This window comes from Paraburkholderia ribeironis (genome assembly GCF_900019265.1).
Lineage (GTDB): Bacteria > Pseudomonadota > Gammaproteobacteria > Burkholderiales > Burkholderiaceae > Paraburkholderia > Paraburkholderia ribeironis.
This window is the reverse complement of the sequence record NZ_CYGX02000005.1, coordinates 242,067-260,088: the sequence shown is the minus strand read 5'-3', so window position 1 is coordinate 260,088 and position 18,022 is coordinate 242,067. Positions and strand designations below refer to the sequence as shown.

Below are 18,022 nucleotides of genomic sequence, written 5' to 3'. Positions count from 1 at the left end.
AATTTATTGTCAGCACATCGATCGTGCAGTGCAGATTGCGGCAAATTCCGATAATTCGATTCAGGAAATTTCAACTGGATGGAGTAAGGTAAAGCAGGTCGTGCATATGTCTCGCCCGCTTACGGCCGACGTATTGCGTGAAATACAGACGAAAGTCCCATCGTTGCGCTACTGGTCTTCGGAGAGGACTCCGCATAACCGGGCAGAAGACGGATTCATCTGTGACGAGGATGAAGTTGGACTTTCATTTCCAAAGCGATAGATGAACTTTGAACCTCTTGCAAGCCGCCTCCAGCGGGATAGATACATTCAACGAGATTCGCGATGTGCTGATTCGAATGAGCGAGCTTTTGCAATCAAGCGGCTTGCGGGACTGGGCACGCATGCTTACTCAAATTGCGGAAAGATCAGATGAGGGATATCCAGCCATTCGCCCTGAAATTAGAAGGATGTACGGCGGAATGGGCTCGCTAAACGACATTGTTTTGCATAGAGACGGGAAAGTTTTGAAATATGAAAACAACGAATTCGACGCCTTGCGCGAACGTCTCTACGCGTTAACTCGGGATTAGAAATCTAGGCTGGCGCGAGAACTATCGAAATCAAGTCGCCGTAAAGCAACTTTGTGCCGGCCCATTCAATTGGGTCCGGCGTTTCAACTTGTAGCCGTATGAAAATCCAAAGAAGGCTGGCGGCCCTGCCACTCACAGCCCTAGTATCACTGGCGTCAAACGCACAAACGCCGCCGGATGTCGCAGCCGCAGCGCGCACAAACGCCGAGCAGAACCAGCAGGTGCAGCAGCAACGCGATGCGCCGCAACGCGCCGCGACGGTCGCCGCGCCCGTTGTGCGCTCGGCTGCGCCATTGGCAGGGGAATGGCCGGTGCTGCGCGTTGTCAACATCGTCCGACGAACTTCGACGACAGGAGCTAAGTAAGTGTCAATTGCCGAAACGAATGTGGTTGATGTCGTCGGCCTCGATCCTGAAAAAAAGGTCGTACGTCTTGCCATTTCCGATCATCTGGGATGGGACACTCCTGAGGAAGAAAAGGAGCACCTTTGGCTATTCCAAGAAAAGCTCAACGCTTACCTCCGATTCATCGAGAGCGGTGAGTTTTATCAAACCTATCCCGATGCGCACGGTGCCAAATGTGAAATTGAACTTGTCGCCAAGTATTCCCTGTCCGTTTCGGGGGGCCGATTCTTCGAACAGGCAAAGTCGATCGTTCAGACGGCAGGTTTCGATTTGTTGTACAGAGTACTCACCCCACGATAAGACATCTGGTGCGTGACGATTGACCATAAGTGAATTCGGTTTTAGGTGGGTTCGCGATGTGTGCGAACACCGTCATCATGGACAAATTCAACAATGAAAATCAGAACAAGGCTGGCGGCTTTGCCGCTCACAGCCGCGGTATCGTTCGCCTCCGCACAGCAGACCCCGACGCCAGCCGACACCGCAGCAGCGGCACGCGCAAACGCCGAACAGAACCAACAGGTGCAGCAGCAGCGCGACGCACAGCAGCGCGCGGCAACCGTCGCCGCGCCCGTTGTGCGCTCGACCGTACCTGCGAACGAAGGCTGGCCCGAACTGCCAAGCGAAACGCCTTGCTTTCGCATCGATACCTTCGCGCTGGACGTCCCGCCAACGCTATCCGAGGCGGTCCGTGCGCAAGGCGCATCTGCGCTGCCGCAGGACCGCTTCGCGTTCGCTCGCGAATGGCTCGACCACTACCGGGGCCAATGCGTCGGCCAGAAGGGCCTCGATGTGCTTGTGAAAGGCGTGCAGCACGCGATTCTCAGCGAGGGCTATATCACCACGCGCGTGATGCTGCGGACGCAGGACCTGTCGACAGGAACGCTCAGATTTGCCTTTGTACCGGGCGTTATCCGTCATCTGAAGTTCGCTGACGCATCCACGCGCGGCACGTGGAAGACGGCGTTTCCCACGCGCGATGGCGACGTGCTCCAACTTCGCGACCTCGAACAGGGACTGGAACAGATGAAGCGCGTACCGAACCAGGACGCGACCATGCAGATCGTCCCCGGCGACACGCCCGGAGAAAGCGACGTGATGATTACCGTACAGCGTTCCAAACCGTGGTCGCTTGCCATATCGGCCGACAACTCCGGCACAAACGAAACGGGCCGCTACATCGGCAACGTGACGCTTGGCCTGTATAACCTCATGGGCCTCAATGACATTCTCTCAGCGGGCTTCAACCAGGACTTGCAGTTCGGCAATCACGACCTCGGCACGCACGGCTGGAATGCCTCGTACTCGGTGCCGTGGGGCTACTGGACCGGCACGCTGTACGGCTACACGAACACCTATTTTCAGCCGATTGCAGCGGTCAACGGTGTATCTGTCGCGAGCGGCAATGCACAGACAGCGGGCCTGAAGCTCGAACGCGTCTTTCATCGCAGCCAGAACGATGTTTCCGGTGTCGAGTTCCAGCTTGTCAGGCGCTTCGGGGAGAGCTTCCTGCAAGGCGCCGAGATTCCGCAGCAGCAACGCAACAACACGTTCATCGAGGCGGGCCTGACCAACCGGCATTACTTCGGCGCGGCGCAGTTCGACGGAACGCTTGCCTACCGCCAGGGTATCGGCTGGTTCGGCGCGCAGCCCGATACGCCGGGCGGCCCGACGTACCGCTTCCACATGGCAACGCTCGACGCAAACCTCTCGGTGCCGTTCAACGTGGCAGGCCAGTCGCTGCGTTATGTGGGAACCGTACACGGGCAGTTCACCAACGACGAGCTGAACTACATCGATGACCTGACTATCGGCAGCCGCTACACGGTGCGCGGTTTCAGCGGTCAGACAATGCTCGCGGCAGAAAAAGGTTTCTACTGGCGCAACGAATTGCAGATGGCGCTTGGCGGGACGGGCCAGTCGGTCTATGCAGGCATGGACTATGGTCGTCTGTGGGGGCCGTTCGCCGCGAATCTGGCGGGCACACAGCTCGCGGGCGCGGTACTCGGCCTGCGCGGAGGCGCGCCGACCCGCCTCGGTACGTACGCCTATGACGTATTCATCGGGGCACCGATCTACGCGCCGCCCGGTTTTCCGGCGTCAAGCGTCACACTGGGTTTCCAGATGACTGCGCAGTTCTGAAACGCGATCTTCCGCTTGCCTCGGGATGGCGGCACTGTTTTTTCGCCGCCATCCTTTTACGCCCGCCCGGTCAGGGCGGCGACGTCAATGCGGCGAGCAGCTTTGTGTGCAGTTGAAGCTGGCTGAATGTCGCTGAGTCGGAGCCGGTCCAGCGCCAGCACGCGCCGAGCTTCATCACGGCGCGTCGCTGGCCGAGCCGTCGAGGCGTCGCAACTTTCGGAGGGATCGGTGATGAACAGCAAGGATGGTGCGATTCCAGTTGCCTTCTTCGGGATCGCAGTAGGCACGTTGGCGTTCGCCAATTTGTGGCGCAGATGCAGCGAAACGCTTCACGCACCTCCCTGCATTCCCACTAGCGCGATCGCCTCAAAAGCCGTGCATCGACACCACGATCAACGCCGCTCCGAGGATCGCCACCACGTCTTCGATCAGCGCCGCCGGAGCGTCCCGTCCAAATGTACGCGCCAATACGCTTCGCACCTTGGCCCCGCCGAGCGTGCCGAGCACCGCGCCCGCCACCCCGACCACCCCGCCGAGCACGCCGACAATCGAACCGCCCGCCAACCCACCATGCGCACCAGCGATCGCCGCACCGCTCAATGCGCCCAGCACGATGCGCGCGCCGAATTGCATCGGCACCTTGCGGCTTGGTGTTTCGGGAAGTTGATCCGTGATCAGTTCGATCACCGCCAGCACGGTGAAAATGTACGGTGTGGCCTTGAAGCCGAGGAACGCCAGCGACGTGCCTGCCAGCGGCAACCATCCGATATGCGCCGCCCAACTGACGGCCGCCGGGGCGGTCATCGCGCGCAGGCCGGCGACGACGCCGATTAGCAATGCCAGGACATACACGGACATGGTGGACTCCGAATCGAGGGCAATGATGCACGGTTGCACAAGCCGACGGCTTACCTGGACGAACGTCGGCAGAACGTGTCGAGCAATTCACCTGGACATGCAACTTCTCACCGCATCTTTCGCGAGGCGATCCGCCGATGCCGGTGCGGTTGCCCCCTTTCGGTGTGACCCTAGTGTCGCACAATTCGACTGGCAAAATCCTGGCGACGACCGCTGCCGGCATCGGCGCCGATGCGATGCATGCGAGCCGGATCAGCGCCGGGTCAGCGTATCCGTCACACCGACTCGACCACCAGCGCGCCGACGTTCGCGATCGCCGCGTTGCTGCGCGCCGCGTCGCCGTCCGTGCCGGTGAGATAGACCGTCACCAGCACCGGACCCCGCCCGGGCGGCCACAGGATCGCGATATCGTTGGCGGTGCCGTGCTCGCCGGTGCCGGTTTTATCGCCGACGCGCCAATCGTTCGGCAGCTTCGCGCGAAGCCGCGCGCCGCCGGTCTGGTTGTCCGCGAGCCACCCCAGCAGCTGCGCACGCGACGCCGACGAGAGTTGCTCGCCCAGCACGAGCGCGCGCAGATTGCCGAGCATCGCGTTGGGCGTAGTGGTGTCGCGCGGATCGCCAGGAGTTGCCTCGTTCAGCGTCGGCTCGATACGGTCCAGACGCGTGATGCCATCGCCGAGGCTGCGCGCGAACGCGGTCAACGCCGCCGGACCGCCGAAGCTCGCCAGCAGCAGATTGGCCGCGGCGTTGTCGCTGAGCGTGAGCGCCGCCTTGCACAACTCGGCGATGCTCATGCCCGTGTCGCCGGTCAGTTCGCGGGCGTGCCGGCTGGTAGCCGGCGAATTCGGCACGATGCCGTTCAGCGAAAACACGACGCGCCGCTGCAGGTCTTCCGCGCCGTGATCGACGCGAGTCAGCACGGCGCCCACCGCCAGCAGCTTGAAGGTACTGCACATCGGGAAGCGCTCGTCCGCGCGCCAGCCGGCGTGCAGACTGGACGTCGTATCGACGATCGACACCCCCAGCCGGCCGCCGCTCTCCGCTTCGATCTGCGCGAGCCGCCGACGGATCGCATCCGGGTTGGCCAGTTCACGCCCCTGCACGGTCCTCACGAATGCGCCAGCACTGCCGGGCGCAATCCCAGCTATCGAAACGCCCAGCATCGCACCCGCGAACTTCCGTCTTGTGACCATCGCTGCTCCTTGTGTGAAGCCGCAACTATCGGTTTTCCAGCAGCCGCTGACAAACGATGATAAGTTAGCCGACTCACAAGAAAATCTTATGCGTGTGCCATGAGACCGTATCTTCCGCTGAATGCGCTGCGCGCGTTCGAATCGTCCGCGCGGCATCTGAGCTTCACGCGCGCCGCCCTCGAACTGAACGTCACCCAGGCCGCCGTCAGCCAGCAGGTCCGAGCCCTCGAAGAGCGGCTCGGCACCGCGCTCTTCAAACGTCTGCCGCGCGGCCTCGCGATGACCGATGAAGGCCTCGCGCTGCGCCCGGTGCTCAGCGATGCATTCGATCGCATCGAAGCGGTGCTAAAACGATTCGACGGCGGACACTTTCACGAGGTGTTGACGGTCGGCGTGGTCGGCACGTTCGCGGTGGGCTGGCTGATGCCGCGGCTCAAGTCGTTTCGCGACGCGCATCCGTTCGTCGAACTGCGGCTACTGACCCACAACAATCTCGTCGATCTCGCCACCGAGGGCCTGGACTTCGCGATCCGCTTCGGCGACGGCACCTGGCCCGGTTCACTCGCCACCCGTCTGCTCGACGCACCGCTCGCGCTGCTCTGCACGCCGGAGATCGCCGCGCGTCTGACGCAGCCCGACGATCTCGCCAACGAAACCCTGCTGCGTTCGTATCGCGCCGACGACTGGATGAACTGGTTCAACGCCGCTGGCATTGCGCCGCGGCCGGTTCGCGGACCGGTGTTCGATTCGTCGCGGCTGATGGTGGAGGCGGCGATGCAGGGCGCGGGTATCGCGCTCGCACCTGCGCTGATGTTCGATCATGAGATCGACACGGGGCGCCTCGTGCGCCCATTCGATGTGGAAGTTCACGCCGGCAGCTACTGGTTGACTTGCCTGAAGGGCAAGCCGATGACACCGGCGATGCTGCTATTCAGTCAGTGGCTCGTCAAGGAAGCGGCTGAGTCGCGGCAAGGCTAACAAAGCGCCGCGCGGCGATGACCGTTCATCGCGGGTCGCTCGGCTTGCGGCGGGAACACATTCCACGAGCCATCGTCGTGGCGAAAGAAGAAGATCGACAGCAAGCCGCCTGGACGCATGGCTTCCACGCAGACATAGCATTGCCGCTGCGATGCGCGGTGACAAAACTCGACAACACGCGCGGGCATCGACGGGGTCGGGGCGAGCCATTTGTCGACGGCCCAGTGCAGGGTTTTTTCGGCGGCAACCATGATGCTCTCCTTGAATCCTGTGACGTTTGAAACGCTGGGTTCGGCGCTATGCGTTCACGCCAATTGCGCGGCGACCCCGCCATGCCTTACACCGCTTTCGACGAAAGCCTTCACCAGACACACCAGCGCACGCATACCGGCACGCGGATGGCGCAAGCAGCAATGCACCTGTTCGCTGCGGCTCTCGCCGAGCAGGCACCATGCGCAGAAGTGTTCGCAGTTGTTGGTCAGCAGGCGGTAGTGGTTTTCGCCGAGGCGGGAACGGGCGCGAAGCACGGCTTCGTCGCCGGCGTAGCGCGCGCTCGGGGTCGCGCGGACCGACAGCGGATGACCGGCGGCGAAGCGGCTCAACTCCACTTCCTCGACCGGGCCGCGATGCGCGGAACTCGCAAAGCCAGCGTAGTGAACCACGCGGCCATTGCCCACATAGATGCCGTGGTGTTCATAGCCATTGCGTTGCGTGACGAGATGAGCACCGATCGGCAGGTCGATCGTGGACCCTGTGGCGTGGAATGCGTCATTGCAGGCGTTGCATTCGCTGGCTGCGTTGCTCGTCTGAAGGAGGTGGGTGTTCATGGCTGGCCTCGTTTCGATTTCCAACACTGTTGCGAGTGCTGCTGCATGATCCGGACCATGCGCGGCAAAGCCTTTATTCATAAGGCCTGGCGCTCGAACGAGGGAGTTTTGACGAAGCAGATGTCAGCCGTGAGCCGACAGAATTCGAGTCGATGTGTTGGCGGGCAACGCTCTTTTCGGGGCGTCGGCGGGCACCGGTTGCGGGTGTTGGGAAGGGCGTTGTGAAGAGTGCTGCGAAGGGTTGGCCAAGCGCGTTTCAGCGAGTCTCGTGAAGAATCTCGTGAAGCTGGTGAAACCGGTTGAATGTGTTGGGTCTCACATCGCTTCGCGCTCGAGCTTGTTGGCTGCAAGCCGACCTATGCGAACGCGGATGACACCGCCTTTCGTGCGCAAACGCACGGAATCGCCGTGCAATCAAAGCATTACGACGAAGCCCGCCGCCGTGCCGCGAATTGGCATACCACTTGCCCCATCAGATGCAAATCACTTTAAACCTCGCGCGTTGCCTACGCGGCCATTCGGAGAACACCATGTCCTGCATTACAGTGAACGACCTCTCGCTGAACCTCGCTCTCGACCGTAAAGCGATGGCAGCCATTCGCGGCGGCGGTGGCGCGCCGTGGGTGTATGGCTGGATTCAGCCCTATGTGCGCGAGACCCCGAGTATTGGACCTGTCGTCAACCTGTACGAGGTGTCCAACAACTTCTATGCTAACCAGATGATCAATCAGTTCCAGTCCGTCGACGTCCGCAACACCGGCGCGAACTCGAACATCAGCGTCTCTCCCGACGCGCGCAGTAGAAACGATACGGTGTAGCCGTTGTGACCTGTGCGAGCCAATTTCGCTGGACGTCGTCCGCTCGCTCCGACGTCGGCCGCGTCCGCGAAATCAACGAAGATGCCTGCCTCGACCAGCCCGAACCCGGGCGCTGGGCCGTCGCCGACGGCATGGGCGGACATGCGGTCGGCGATCTGGCGAGCCGTCTGGTGATCGACGCGCTGAGCCGGCTCGCGGCGCCCGTCAGCATGAAGACGCTGATTGCCGACGCGCGTGCGCGCCTGCAGACCGCCAACCGTCAACTGCGCGACGAAGCCGCGCGCCGTCAGGTGCAGCGCATCGGCAGCACGGTGGTGGCGCTGCTCGCGTGCGATCGCTTCTGCGGTTATCTGTGGGCGGGCGACAGCCGCATCTATCTGTATCGCGAAGGACGCTTGCGGCAACTCACGCGCGATCACAGTCAGGTGGAACAGCTCAAATCGCTCGGCGTGATCACCGATGAAGAAGCGCGCCATCATCCGGCGCAGCATATGATCACGCGTGCGGTGGGGGCGACCGATCTGCTCGAACTCGACGACGATGTGATCGAAGTCGCCGATGGCGATGTGTTCCTGCTATGCAGCGACGGCCTGAGCAACGAACTCAGCGATGACGAGATAGTCTCGGTGTTGACCTCGCCGCAGCGCGAGAAGGCGTCCGAGGAACTGGTCGAGCTGGCACTCGCACGCGGCGGCCGCGACAATATCACTGCGGTGGTCGTGCAAGCAGAAGACCCGAATGCGTCCGACAAAACCCTGCTCAATCCGTCGCCCTGACGGCGCCGTCAGATAGGGCTCGGAGTGGGGCGCGTGCCTGGACCTGGACCCGGGCTCGAATTCATGTCTCGCCGTCTTCTTCGTCGCGCTCGCGTTCGTCGGTGCCATTGCGGTTCGCGGCTTGCACATTGCGATTGCGGAAATCCTTCGAATGCAAGCCGTGCTTCTTCAACAGCATTTGCAGATGCGAGCGGTTCATGTCGATGCGCCGCGCGAGTTCGGCGACAGTGCCGCTCACTTCGCGCAGACCACGTTCCAGAAAGGCTTTCTCGGCATCGTCACTGGCGGCCCGTTTGGCGTCGCTCAGCGACATCAGATTGGCCACGCTGATCGGCTCCTGACCGGTCGCGCTCGCGCCGCCCGCTGCAGCCGCCGAGCCCGGCGCCGCCGGCCGCATGTCCAGCGGCAAATGATCGACATCCGCCATGTCCCCCGCAAGACACGACACCCGATACATTACGTTGCGCAGTTCGCGAATATTGCCCGGAAACGCGTAGTTCAGCAGAAAGTCGCGCAAACGCGGCGTCAGTCTGACGGGACGGCGTTTTAACGTGCCGGCGGCCTCGTCGCCGAACCATGAGATCAGCAGCGGTATTTCATCGCGGCGCTCGCGCAATGGCGGCAACGTGACGTGAATCACGCTGAGCCGGTAGAACAGGTCCTCGCGGAATTTGCCCTCTTCGCTGAGCTGCCGCAGATTGCGATTGGTGGCCGCGACGATGCGCGTGTCGACCGCGATCGGTTCGTCCGACCCCACGCGCTGGATCTCATGCGCTTCGAGCACGCGCAACAGTTTCACCTGGCCGGCGAGCGGCAACTCGCCGATTTCGTCGAGAAAGATGGTCCCCGTATGCGCGCTTTCGAATTTTCCCTTGCGATCATTCGAAGCGCCCGTAAACGCGCCTTTGCGATGTCCAAACAGTTCGGACTCCAGCAGATTTTCAGGAATCGCGCCGCAGTTCACGGAGATGAACGGCTTGTCCGAGCGCGAGCCGTTCGCATGAATCACTTTCGCCATCAATTCCTTGCCAGTGCCGCTTTCACCGTCGATCAACACGGGCAAGTCGGTCGGCGCCGCCTTTTCGGCGATTTCAAGCGACTCGAGCAGGCGCGGATTGTCGCCGAACGTCCCTTCGAAAATAAAGCTGCGTTCGAGCAGCGCCTTTCTGCGCGCAGCGCGCGATTGATCGGCGGGCTGTTGCGGCTCGGCGGCCACCGCCGCCTGCACGAAACGCTCCTTGTGCGAAAGCTGCATCACCTCGTCGCGTAACGAGGTGGCCTGCCTGAGCAGCTTGTCGATGTCCGTGCGCTCCAGCCGCGACGACCAGCGCAAGGTCGAGCGCAGTATCTCGATCCGCTCGATCAAGCCCGCATAGGAAATCGCCGGACTGGCCTCTTCAATCTGGTCGAGTATCTTCATCATCATGCGCTCAACTGTTTCTGGACCAACTGGTAGTACATGCCACCGCGCTGAATCAACTCTTCATGACGGCCCTGTTCGACGATCGCGCCTTCATACAGCACGAGAATCTTGTCCGCCCGCATGATCGTGCTCAGCCGATGCGCGATGATCACCGCCGTACGCCCTTTCAGAATGTCGTGCATATTGCCGAGGATATTGCTTTCCGACTGCGAATCGAGCGCCGAGGTCGCTTCGTCGAACACGAGCAGACGTGGATCGTGATACAGTGCGCGCGCAATGCACAGCCGCTGAATCTGTCCACCGGACAGACCTATCCCGCGTTCGCCGACAATCTGCTCGTAGCCGAGCGGCATCTTGCTGATGAACGCGTGCGCGTCGGCCATCTTCGCCACTTCTTCGATGCGGCGCCGCTCGGGCGCATCGTCGCCGCTCGCGATGTTCTCCGCAATCGTGCCGGAGAACAGCAGATTGCTTTGCATCACGTAGCCGATCTGCGCGCGGTAATAGGCCTTGTCGACCACGCCGAGATCGTAGCCGTCGATGGTCATCTTTCCTTCGGTCGGCGCGTAGAAGCCGACCAGCAACTTTGCGAGCGTGGTCTTGCCCGAGCCGCTGCGCCCGACGATCGCCACCAGTTCGCCAGGCTTGATGTCGAAGCTGATGTTCTCCAGCACGTACGCCGAGTCGTTTTCGCCGTAGCGGAAATACACGCCGCTCAGGCTGATCTCGCCTTGCAGCTCCGGCAGCATCACCCTCGAAGGCAAATCCTGCGGCTTCTGTTCGGGCTCGATGTCGAGCACATCGCCGAGTCGCTCCATCGCCACGCCCGCATCGTTGAGCATGCTCCACAAGCCGACCAGTCCCATCAACGGACCCAGCACGCTGCCCATGAACGCATTGAACGCGATCAACTGGCCAATCGTCAGTTCGCGCGCCAACACCAGATTCGCTCCGACCCACAGAATCGCGATCGTGGTCGCGGCGTTCAGCAACTGGCTGCCCGCCCCGACCAGAATGTTGAACGCATGTGCGCGATACTGCACTTCGAGCGCCTTCGCGTACTTCTTCTCCCAGCGCAAACGCACCGGCCGTTCGATACCCATGCCCTTGACGGTCTCCACGCCGGCGAGCGCTTCCATCAGAAACGACTTCGAGTCGGTCGACGCGGTGAATACTTCGCGCGCGTAGGCCTTGATCTTCGGCGTGGCCAACGCGGTCAGCGCCATGATCGGAATCACGAAGGCGATCAGCACCAGGGTCATCTTCACGTTGTAGACGAACATGATCGTGAAGTAGATGAACACCATCAGCAAGTTCAGCGCAGTGGTGACGGTGGATTCGGTGAGGAACGCGCGGATCGTCTGGTTCTCCTGGAAGCGCGCGAAGATATCGCCGGTCTTGCGCTTCGCGAAGAACGAGAACGGCAACGACATGGTGTGCCTGAAGAACTGCGACATCATCGCGAAGTCCATGTTGCGCACCATGAAGTTGGCGAGATACGCGCGAATCGTCGACATCAACTGCGAAAACACGTTGGAGATGATCAGCCCGCCGATCAGCAGATGCAGCAGGCTGACGTTCTGATGCACGATCACGCCGTCGAGAATGTTCTGGATGATCAGCGGTGGAATCACGCCTAGCACCTGAATCACGAAGGTCGCGAGAAACAGATGGCCGAGAATCTTCCGGTACGGCTTGAGGTAGCCAACAAAGCGGATCCACGGCGAGCGCGCCGCCGACATCTGCAATAGCTGCGGTCCGCCGGTGAACAGCAGACAGGTCCCGCTCCAGCCGCGCTCGAAATCTTCAACGGTCAATTTCCTGAAGCCGAGCGCCGGGTCCGCGACCCACACGTACTCCTTCGAGAGCCCGTACACGACGACGTAGTGATAGCCCTCCCAATGCACGATGAACGGCAGCTCGAAGCCGCGCAACGAATCGAACGTGCATTGCACGCCGCGTGCGGTAAAGCCGAGCGATTCGCCGGCGCGTGCGAGGCTGTCGAGTGTCGCGCCCTGGGTCGTGACGTTGGCGAGCTCGCGCAATTTGCCGAGCGTCATCGGTATGCTGTAGTGGCGGCACACCATCGCGAGGCACGCGGCACCACAGTCCATTTCTTCGGCCTGTTCGACCAATGCGAAGCGCTTGATCACCTTCTCGCCGAACTCGGGTTTGCTCTGCAAGTCGAGCATCAACGGCAACTTGCGCCGCTGTTCGAGCCGCTTTTGCCGCTGCAATTCGCGGTCGCCGTAACGAATGCGCTCGTCGAGCACTTCGCGCAGCTTCGGATTGCGTTCGAGGATGAAATGAACCGTGCGCTCCGGAATCACCAGCAGCCGCGTGTCGGTCGCCGCGACGGCCGACGCCATCTGTTCCTGGCGCATCAGGCATGCTTTCTCGCCGAAGATCTCGCCTTCGCCGAGCGTCGCGAGCGTGTAGTCGTGGCCTTCCTCGTGCCGCACGATGCGCACTGAGCCTTGCCGCACCACGTAAAGCCGCCGGTCTTCGCGTCCGTCCTGCTTGAGAATCTCCTTGCCGGCGGCCACCCGTTTGACGCCGACGCTGCGCACATATTCCTCGAGTTCGGCTTTATTCAGCTTGCCGCGCAAATCAAATAGCTGCGCGACGAAGCCGCCCGCGGAATTGATCGCCACGTAGCTCGCAACGAACGCCAACGCGGCCTCGTTGCCGGTTATCACGGGTTCGATCGCAGTGCGCGGAATGAACAGCAACTCGGTTTTCGCGGACGCCCGCACCGACGCTTCGTGCACGTACGTGCGCAACATCGCGATGTCGGCGAAGATCTCGCCGGACTTGCGCACGCCTACGCTGACTTCCTTGCCGTGCTCCTCCGTGAAGATGCGTACCGAGCCCGTGCGCACCACGTAAAGACCGTCGGCTACCTCCCCTGCGGAGCAGACCGTTTCGCCGAACGAATAGAAGCGGGCCTGCGCATAGTCGGCAAGACGCTCGATCTCATCGCGCGAAAACGGCGAGAGAATTTCCACCGAGGCGAGAAACTCGGCGGTGGAGGGCGCGGTCTGGGGTGCATCCATGTGCTTGCGAACCTCGATTCGGCTGGTCTTTGCTGCGGGTTACTTTGCTGCGGGTTACTTCACGTGGCGTGGCGCGGTGGCGCGTTTGCGTTGCTCAGAAGCTGAGCGAAACACGGGGCCCGGCTAGCGCGCTTCGATCACATGCTCCTGCGCACGCGCCATCAACCAGCTCTCGCGCAACAACCGCCTGACTTCGGCGGCCACGTCCGCGTCGAGCGTCGCCGGATACTTGGCCGTCACGGCGAAAATCTCGAAGCACGAGCGATCCGCCGACGCGAACGGCCCCAGCAGATCGCCCACCGCCGCGTTGAAAATCTTCGCTTCGATGTCCGGCTTCAACGAGCCGCGCAGCACCTTGCCGATCACGCCGCCCGCTTCGCGCGTATCGGCGATCGAATGCTCGCGCGCCATGTCGGCAAAGCTGTCGGGATCGTCGCGCAGATATGAAATCATTTCCTTCGCCTTGCCCTCGCTGTCGAGCACGATATGGCTCACCTCGATCGCGTCGAACTTCGGCGAATTCAGCGCGAAGTAGTCCCTGATCGCGGCTTCGTTGCCCACTTCGTCGAGCATCTTCTCCTGATACAAGCCGTCCGTGATGAACGCCTCGAACTCGTCGAGGTTCACGTTCAATGCGTCGAGGTACTGGTTCATATCCGTCGCGCGATGCAAGCCGCGCACACGGCGGAACTGGTCGGCGCGCTGCTGGATTTCATCGGCGCTCACCACGACGCCCTGCTTCTTCGCCGCATGCACCGTGAGCTTGTCGCGCACGATCTGCTCGATCAGGCTCTCGAACTGGCCGGTCAGCTTCAGAAGACGAATGAACTCGGCCACGTCCACGACTTCATCATCGATACGCACTATCGCGGTCATCTCATCCGCTCCTTGAATTGATATGTAATCGGCGTATTCAACCCGCCACCTGCCTGAACGGGTCGAGACCCAGATCGATCAGGCGCCGCTCGCGCACCACGATCTCCGCGTTGGCGGTCATACCGTAGCGCAACGGATAACGCGTGCCGGCGATCTGGTAGTAGTCCTGCTCGAGCGTGACGCGCCCCTCGTAGACCGGTTGCTTGTCCTGCAACGACGGTTTGGTGGCCGGCGAGATATACGCAAGCGTGCCGCTGATCAAGCCATAGCGCTGGTACGGAAACGCGTTGAATTTCAGCTTGACCGGCAAGCCTTCATGCAGAAAGGCGCGATCGTGTTCGGCGATCTCGATCTTCAGCACCGGCCGCGCATCTTTCGGCGCAATACCGCCGAGCGGCGCGTTCGCCTGGATCTTGTCGCCGCGTTGCGTCGACGTCACGTCGGTGATGACGCCCGAGACTGGAGCTAAGATCAGCAGAAAATTGTCCTTGTCGATGTTCTCGAAGCGAACGCGGGCGGCAGCTTCGGACACGAGGCGAGCAGTCTGCAATTGCAGACGCAGCTTGTCTTCCGCGTCGGTGATATCGCGCACCGCGGCATCGTATTGCAGCTGCAGGTCAGTGGTCTGCTGGCCGCTGGTTTGGAGTTGCGCATTCGCCTGCGCATATTCATGACTCAGGCGAAAGTCGAGTTCCGCCAGTTTCGATTGCGCGACACGGTAGGCATTGTCCGCTTCCATGGCAGCTGTGCGCTTCTGTTCAACCTGCAATTCGGCGATGCCGCCACCGCCTGGTTGCGCGAACAGTTTCGAGTAACGGTCCAGTTCCTGACGCGCCGCCTCGCGTGTGCGCCGCGCGTTGTCGAGCACGCTGCGCGCTTCGTCGAGTTCGGCCTTCTGCCCTTCTGCAAGCTTGGTGGTGCCTTCGGAGACGCGGTTTTCGTGCAGACGCGCTTCCACTTCCATCTGCGCCTTGAGCGCGGCGGCCTTGCGCTCCATCAGCGCCTTCTTCTCCGGGAACTGCTTCCAGTCGCGCTCGGCGTCCTCGAGTTTGAGTTGCGCCTGCAGCGCATTGCTCGCCGCCTCGATCGCGCCGCGCGCATTCAGCCGCGCCAGCACGTCGCCTTTCGACACCGGCTGCCCCTCCGCGATATAAAGGTCCGCCAGTTCGCCGTCGATCGGCGCGTAGATGCGGCGCACTTCCGATTCCGGCGACAAGGTCCCTTGCGCGCTGACGATCACATCCGCGCGGCCGACGAACGACCACAGCAAGCCAGCCACTACCAGCGCGACCATCGCCCAGATCAACGCACGCGCGAGCCGCACCGGCTCGGCGGTCAGGATCGCGATGCCCTCGACGCTGTGATCTTCCAGCGCCTCCGACAAAGGCCTAGGGTGAGGATCGCGCTTCACTCTGCTCGCCTCCGATCAACGCCAGCTTCGCCTTCAACAGTTCCGGGTCCAGCACCATGCGCAACTCCGTCAACGAGCGGCGCTGCAAGCTGGCTTCGGCCTCGATATCCGCGAGCAGGCGATCGAACTCGGCCGGATGATCGGCCTTCAATTGCGTATAGATACGCATGCCCTGCTGCGCCGTCGTTTGCGCATCGGACAGCAACCGCGCCTCGCTGCGAAAGCCCGGCGAGATACCCGCTTCGAGCCGTTGCGTGCCGCCGATCGAACCGCTCGCGCGATACTGTTTCCACAGGCTCTGCGCGCGCAGCAGCAGGTCTTGCGCACGCGCCAGCGCCTTGTCGTGCAACGCGGCGACATCTTTCTGGATCGCCTGCACGAACCAGACGTCCGCCTGCGGATCGAGACTCGCGTAGAACGACAGCAGCCGCTGGTCGTAGTCCTTGCCGCCGCGGGTCTTCTGCAAATCGGTGTACTGGTCGAGCAGCGCCTTCTTGTGCGCGGCTTCCGCCGCAAGCACGTCGGACCAGGGCCCGGCCGGCATCGCCTGCAAACCGGCCAGCGCCTCGCGAGCGTCGCCGCGCTGCCAGGCCTCGCTCACTGCGTCAAGCCGCCGGATCACGTCCGCGGACGGCAAACGGCTCGCGGCCAGTTGCCGGAACTGCGCCTGAAAAGGCGGCGTGCTGAAACGCACGGACTTCAGCATCGCGAGCAGTGGCGTCAGTTGACGGCTGAGCGCGGCATTCAGCATGGCGGCGTACTGGCGCAAATCCTCGCGCACCCGATCGAGACCCGCCAGCCGCGGATAACGCTGCGCGTAATCGTCGAGCACGGGCGGCAGCGCGTCGGGTTTATCGCGTGCCAGTTCGGTGCGTATCACGCCGTTCAGCCGGTCGATCGCGGCGACATACACCGAGTCGTCGCTTTCCAGCTTGCGCAGATGACTCAGCGCCAGCGCGTAGGGCTCGGCAAACACCGGCACGTACGACGCAATCCGGTCGAGCGCGCGCTGGTGACTTTTCGCGTCATCGTCCCAGCGCTGCAGCAGATTGTTGATGGTGGATTCGTCCGCATACATGCGGATCGGCGCGTCCACACCGCCGCGCGTCGCCACGAAGCGTTCCAGATCGCCCACCCACTGCAGTTCGCCGACCAGCGACGTGGCGTCCGCATTGTTCGCGCTCAACGAGCGCATCTCCTTGAGCAGCGCGTCGGCCTGATCGAACTGCGCCTTTTGCAGCGCGTTCAGCCAGCCTGGGAGCTCCGCCTTCAGCAGCGCTTCACTGGCGAGCGCACTGACCTTCGTATCGGTCGGATGATTCGCCAGATAACCCTTCGCCGCCGCGACCGCGCTCGCGTAATCGCCGCTCGCCAGAAGGTTCTTCAATTCGCGCTCCGACGAACCATGCAGATAAAGCGTCGCAGCGATTGCCGCCAGCACGACGACACCCGCACCGCCCCAACCCGCGACGCGTCTCACGTTCGGGCGATCGCCGTCCGCGAACGCCTTGCCGAGTTCGCCGGCGAGCAGGCGCCAGCGTCGCGGCTTGCGTTTCGTGGCGCTCGCGCTGCCTGAGCGGCTCGCAGCACGCGCGTCGCCGGTACTGCCCGCACCGTTCACGCCGCTAGCTCCATGCGTACCGCTCACTCCTTTGCCCTCGATCGCACCTCTCGCGGCGCCAGTCGGTGTATCGCGCTTCGCATGCGCGCAGACGCGTTGTGCCGTTTCGTTGATTTCGTCTTCGCGTTGTAGCGCCGGATCGACGCAAAAGATATCGAGGAACGAATGCGCGGCGCCGACGAACGTAGTCTTGTCGGCATCCGCCGCATCGTCGACAGCTGGAGCGAGGAATAGCTGGGTCACGGTGGGTTCGGCGTCAGCGGGGTTCTGCAACGACACCCTGTAGACGAAGTGGTCGCCGCCAAATGCAACGAGGTCGCCGTCCCGCAGCGGCAACGCGGACTCGTCCAGACGCTTTGCGCCGACGAACGTACCGTTGGTGCTGCCGAGATCCTCGACGTAGAGATCACCGCCCTTCAGAAAGATGTGCGCGTGACGCCGCGAGATGTAGTTGACCTGATGCGGGTAGCGATCCTTGTAGCGCGCAAAGACGTCGTCCGTCTTGCTGACGAGAAACGGGAATGCCTTGACCTCGATCGGCTGCAAGCCGAGGTCGTCGCGCTGCGGCACCAGCAACAGGCCTGGCGCGGGCGCTGCGGCAGCGGCCGCGACGATCCGCGCACGCGGCTCGATCCCCACCCGGTAGCAAAGCTCGCCGCCAAAGCACAGTTGGTCGCCGGCTCGCAGGCGCGCCGGCGTTTGCCGCACCGGGGCGCCGTTCAGCGTCGTGCCGTTCTTGCTGCCGAGGTCGGCGACGTAGGCCGCGCCGTGCTCGGTGAAAATGCGCGCATGACGGCGCGACAGACGCGCGATTCGTTCAGTGGGGTAATCGGTAAACGGCGCCTCGCTGCGCCCGATTGCGAACAGGTCGTCGACGATCCGGATTGCGTCGAGCGCGGGGCGTTGCGCGGACGCAACCGGCGACAGCACCACGTCGAAAGCAGCGTCCATGGTCGCGCCCATCTCAGCAATCGGAGCTTCGCCGGTGGCCATTTTATCTGGATCACTAAGCGTTTACCCGTTGCAGCGAGCGCGCAACGGAAACGGGACGAAGGACTACGGCGGAA

15 protein-coding genes are annotated in these 18,022 nt (G+C 62.3%); 6 read left to right on the top strand and 9 right to left on the bottom strand.

The window, feature by feature from the left end; genetic code table 11:
- Nucleotides 1-269 precede the first annotated feature (269 nt).
- The 3 genes from BN2475_RS02585 (at nt 270) to BN2475_RS02570 (ending at nt 3,118) form a co-directional block, all read left to right on the top strand.
- Nucleotides 270-572: a DUF6966 domain-containing protein gene (locus BN2475_RS02585; protein WP_094778002.1), complete on the top strand. Its 303-nt coding sequence runs from the start codon at nt 270-272 to the stop codon at nt 570-572.
- Nucleotides 573-937: 365 nt separating this feature from the next.
- Complete coding sequence (locus BN2475_RS02575; protein ID WP_094778000.1) at nt 938-1,276, top strand: DUF6572 domain-containing protein; 339 nt, start codon at nt 938-940, stop codon at nt 1,274-1,276.
- A gap of 93 nt (nt 1,277-1,369) precedes the next feature.
- A complete protein-coding gene (locus BN2475_RS02570; protein ID WP_094777999.1) occupies nt 1,370-3,118 on the top strand; it encodes a ShlB/FhaC/HecB family hemolysin secretion/activation protein in 1,749 nt (582 codons plus the stop codon).
- A gap of 366 nt (nt 3,119-3,484) precedes the next feature.
- Here the strand turns inward: BN2475_RS02570 and BN2475_RS02565 are convergent, their stop codons facing one another.
- Together BN2475_RS02565 and bla are read right to left on the bottom strand one after the other, a co-directional pair.
- Nucleotides 3,485-3,976 (bottom strand): DUF4126 family protein, encoded by a 492-nt coding sequence (locus BN2475_RS02565; RefSeq protein ID WP_094777998.1) that lies wholly within the window; start codon nt 3,974-3,976, stop codon nt 3,485-3,487.
- 275 nt (nt 3,977-4,251) lie between these two features.
- Entirely contained in the window at nt 4,252-5,169 is a 918-nt protein-coding gene (gene bla, locus BN2475_RS02560) for a class A beta-lactamase (protein ID WP_094777997.1), read from the bottom strand.
- Nucleotides 5,170-5,268: 99 nt separating this feature from the next.
- Here bla and BN2475_RS02555 point away from each other — a divergent pair, with 99 nt between their 5' ends.
- Entirely contained in the window at nt 5,269-6,147 is an 879-nt protein-coding gene (locus BN2475_RS02555) for a LysR family transcriptional regulator (RefSeq protein ID WP_094777996.1), read from the top strand.
- On the opposite strand, the gene BN2475_RS02550 is transcribed toward BN2475_RS02555, so the two are convergent.
- Both BN2475_RS02550 and BN2475_RS02545 read right to left on the bottom strand, forming a co-directional pair.
- A complete protein-coding gene (locus tag BN2475_RS02550) occupies nt 6,144-6,398 on the bottom strand; it encodes a hypothetical protein (RefSeq protein ID WP_094777995.1) in 255 nt (84 codons plus the stop codon). The two genes, BN2475_RS02555 and BN2475_RS02550, sit on opposite strands and share 4 nt — an antisense overlap.
- Nucleotides 6,399-6,452: 54 nt before the next feature.
- A complete protein-coding gene (locus BN2475_RS02545; RefSeq protein ID WP_094778029.1) occupies nt 6,453-6,974 on the bottom strand; it encodes a lecithin retinol acyltransferase family protein in 522 nt (173 codons plus the stop codon).
- A 530-nt stretch (nt 6,975-7,504) separates the two neighbouring features.
- Between BN2475_RS02545 and BN2475_RS02540 the strand changes: the two genes are divergently transcribed.
- Nucleotides 7,505-7,792: a hypothetical protein gene (locus BN2475_RS02540; protein WP_094777994.1), complete on the top strand. Its 288-nt coding sequence runs from the start codon at nt 7,505-7,507 to the stop codon at nt 7,790-7,792.
- 5 nt (nt 7,793-7,797) lie between these two features.
- On the top strand, nt 7,798-8,568 hold the full coding sequence (locus BN2475_RS02535) for a PP2C family protein-serine/threonine phosphatase (protein ID WP_094777993.1): 771 nt from the start codon (nt 7,798-7,800) through the stop codon (nt 8,566-8,568).
- A 61-nt stretch (nt 8,569-8,629) separates the two neighbouring features.
- Here the strand turns inward: BN2475_RS02535 and BN2475_RS02530 are convergent, their stop codons facing one another.
- The 5 genes from BN2475_RS02530 to BN2475_RS02510 all read right to left on the bottom strand — a co-directional run bounded on the left by BN2475_RS02530 (nt 8,630) and on the right by BN2475_RS02510 (nt 17,948).
- Complete coding sequence (locus BN2475_RS02530; protein WP_094778028.1) at nt 8,630-9,991, bottom strand: sigma-54 interaction domain-containing protein; 1,362 nt, start codon at nt 9,989-9,991, stop codon at nt 8,630-8,632.
- Complete coding sequence (locus BN2475_RS02525; RefSeq protein WP_094777992.1) at nt 9,991-13,047, bottom strand: peptidase domain-containing ABC transporter; 3,057 nt, start codon at nt 13,045-13,047, stop codon at nt 9,991-9,993. Before BN2475_RS02525 ends, BN2475_RS02530 begins: the two co-directional genes overlap by 1 nt.
- Nucleotides 13,048-13,170: 123 nt before the next feature.
- On the bottom strand, nt 13,171-13,923 hold the full coding sequence (locus BN2475_RS02520; RefSeq protein WP_094777991.1) for a peptidylprolyl isomerase: 753 nt from the start codon (nt 13,921-13,923) through the stop codon (nt 13,171-13,173).
- Nucleotides 13,924-13,960: 37 nt separating this feature from the next.
- Complete coding sequence (locus BN2475_RS02515; protein ID WP_094777990.1) at nt 13,961-15,334, bottom strand: beta-barrel domain-containing protein; 1,374 nt, start codon at nt 15,332-15,334, stop codon at nt 13,961-13,963.
- Nucleotides 15,312-17,948 carry an FHA domain-containing protein gene (locus BN2475_RS02510; protein WP_094777989.1) on the bottom strand — a complete coding sequence of 879 codons (2,637 nt, stop codon included), beginning with the start codon at nt 17,946-17,948 and terminating at the stop codon, nt 15,312-15,314. The genes BN2475_RS02515 and BN2475_RS02510 overlap by 23 nt, the downstream gene beginning before the upstream one ends.
- Nucleotides 17,949-18,022: the final 74 nt, after the last annotated feature.

What these genes read in the sequence shown, in the direction of transcription:
- BN2475_RS02530 (WP_094778028.1), bottom strand. Translation starts at nt 9,991, where the DNA reads ATGATGAAGATACTCGACCAGATTGAAGAGGCCAGTCCGGCGATTTCC.
- BN2475_RS02540 (WP_094777994.1), top strand. Translation starts at nt 7,505, where the DNA reads ATGTCCTGCATTACAGTGAACGACCTCTCGCTGAACCTCGCTCTCGAC.
- BN2475_RS02520 (WP_094777991.1), bottom strand. Translation starts at nt 13,923, where the DNA reads ATGACCGCGATAGTGCGTATCGATGATGAAGTCGTGGACGTGGCCGAG.
- BN2475_RS02565 (WP_094777998.1), bottom strand. Translation starts at nt 3,976, where the DNA reads ATGTCCGTGTATGTCCTGGCATTGCTAATCGGCGTCGTCGCCGGCCTG.
- bla (WP_094777997.1), bottom strand. Translation starts at nt 5,169, where the DNA reads ATGGTCACAAGACGGAAGTTCGCGGGTGCGATGCTGGGCGTTTCGATA.
- BN2475_RS02555 (WP_094777996.1), top strand. Translation starts at nt 5,269, where the DNA reads ATGAGACCGTATCTTCCGCTGAATGCGCTGCGCGCGTTCGAATCGTCC.
- BN2475_RS02510 (WP_094777989.1), bottom strand. Translation starts at nt 17,948, where the DNA reads ATGGCCACCGGCGAAGCTCCGATTGCTGAGATGGGCGCGACCATGGAC.
- BN2475_RS02545 (WP_094778029.1), bottom strand. Translation starts at nt 6,974, where the DNA reads ATGAACACCCACCTCCTTCAGACGAGCAACGCAGCCAGCGAATGCAAC.
- BN2475_RS02550 (WP_094777995.1), bottom strand. Translation starts at nt 6,398, where the DNA reads ATGGTTGCCGCCGAAAAAACCCTGCACTGGGCCGTCGACAAATGGCTC.
- BN2475_RS02570 (WP_094777999.1), top strand. Translation starts at nt 1,370, where the DNA reads ATGAAAATCAGAACAAGGCTGGCGGCTTTGCCGCTCACAGCCGCGGTA.
- BN2475_RS02525 (WP_094777992.1), bottom strand. Translation starts at nt 13,047, where the DNA reads ATGGATGCACCCCAGACCGCGCCCTCCACCGCCGAGTTTCTCGCCTCG.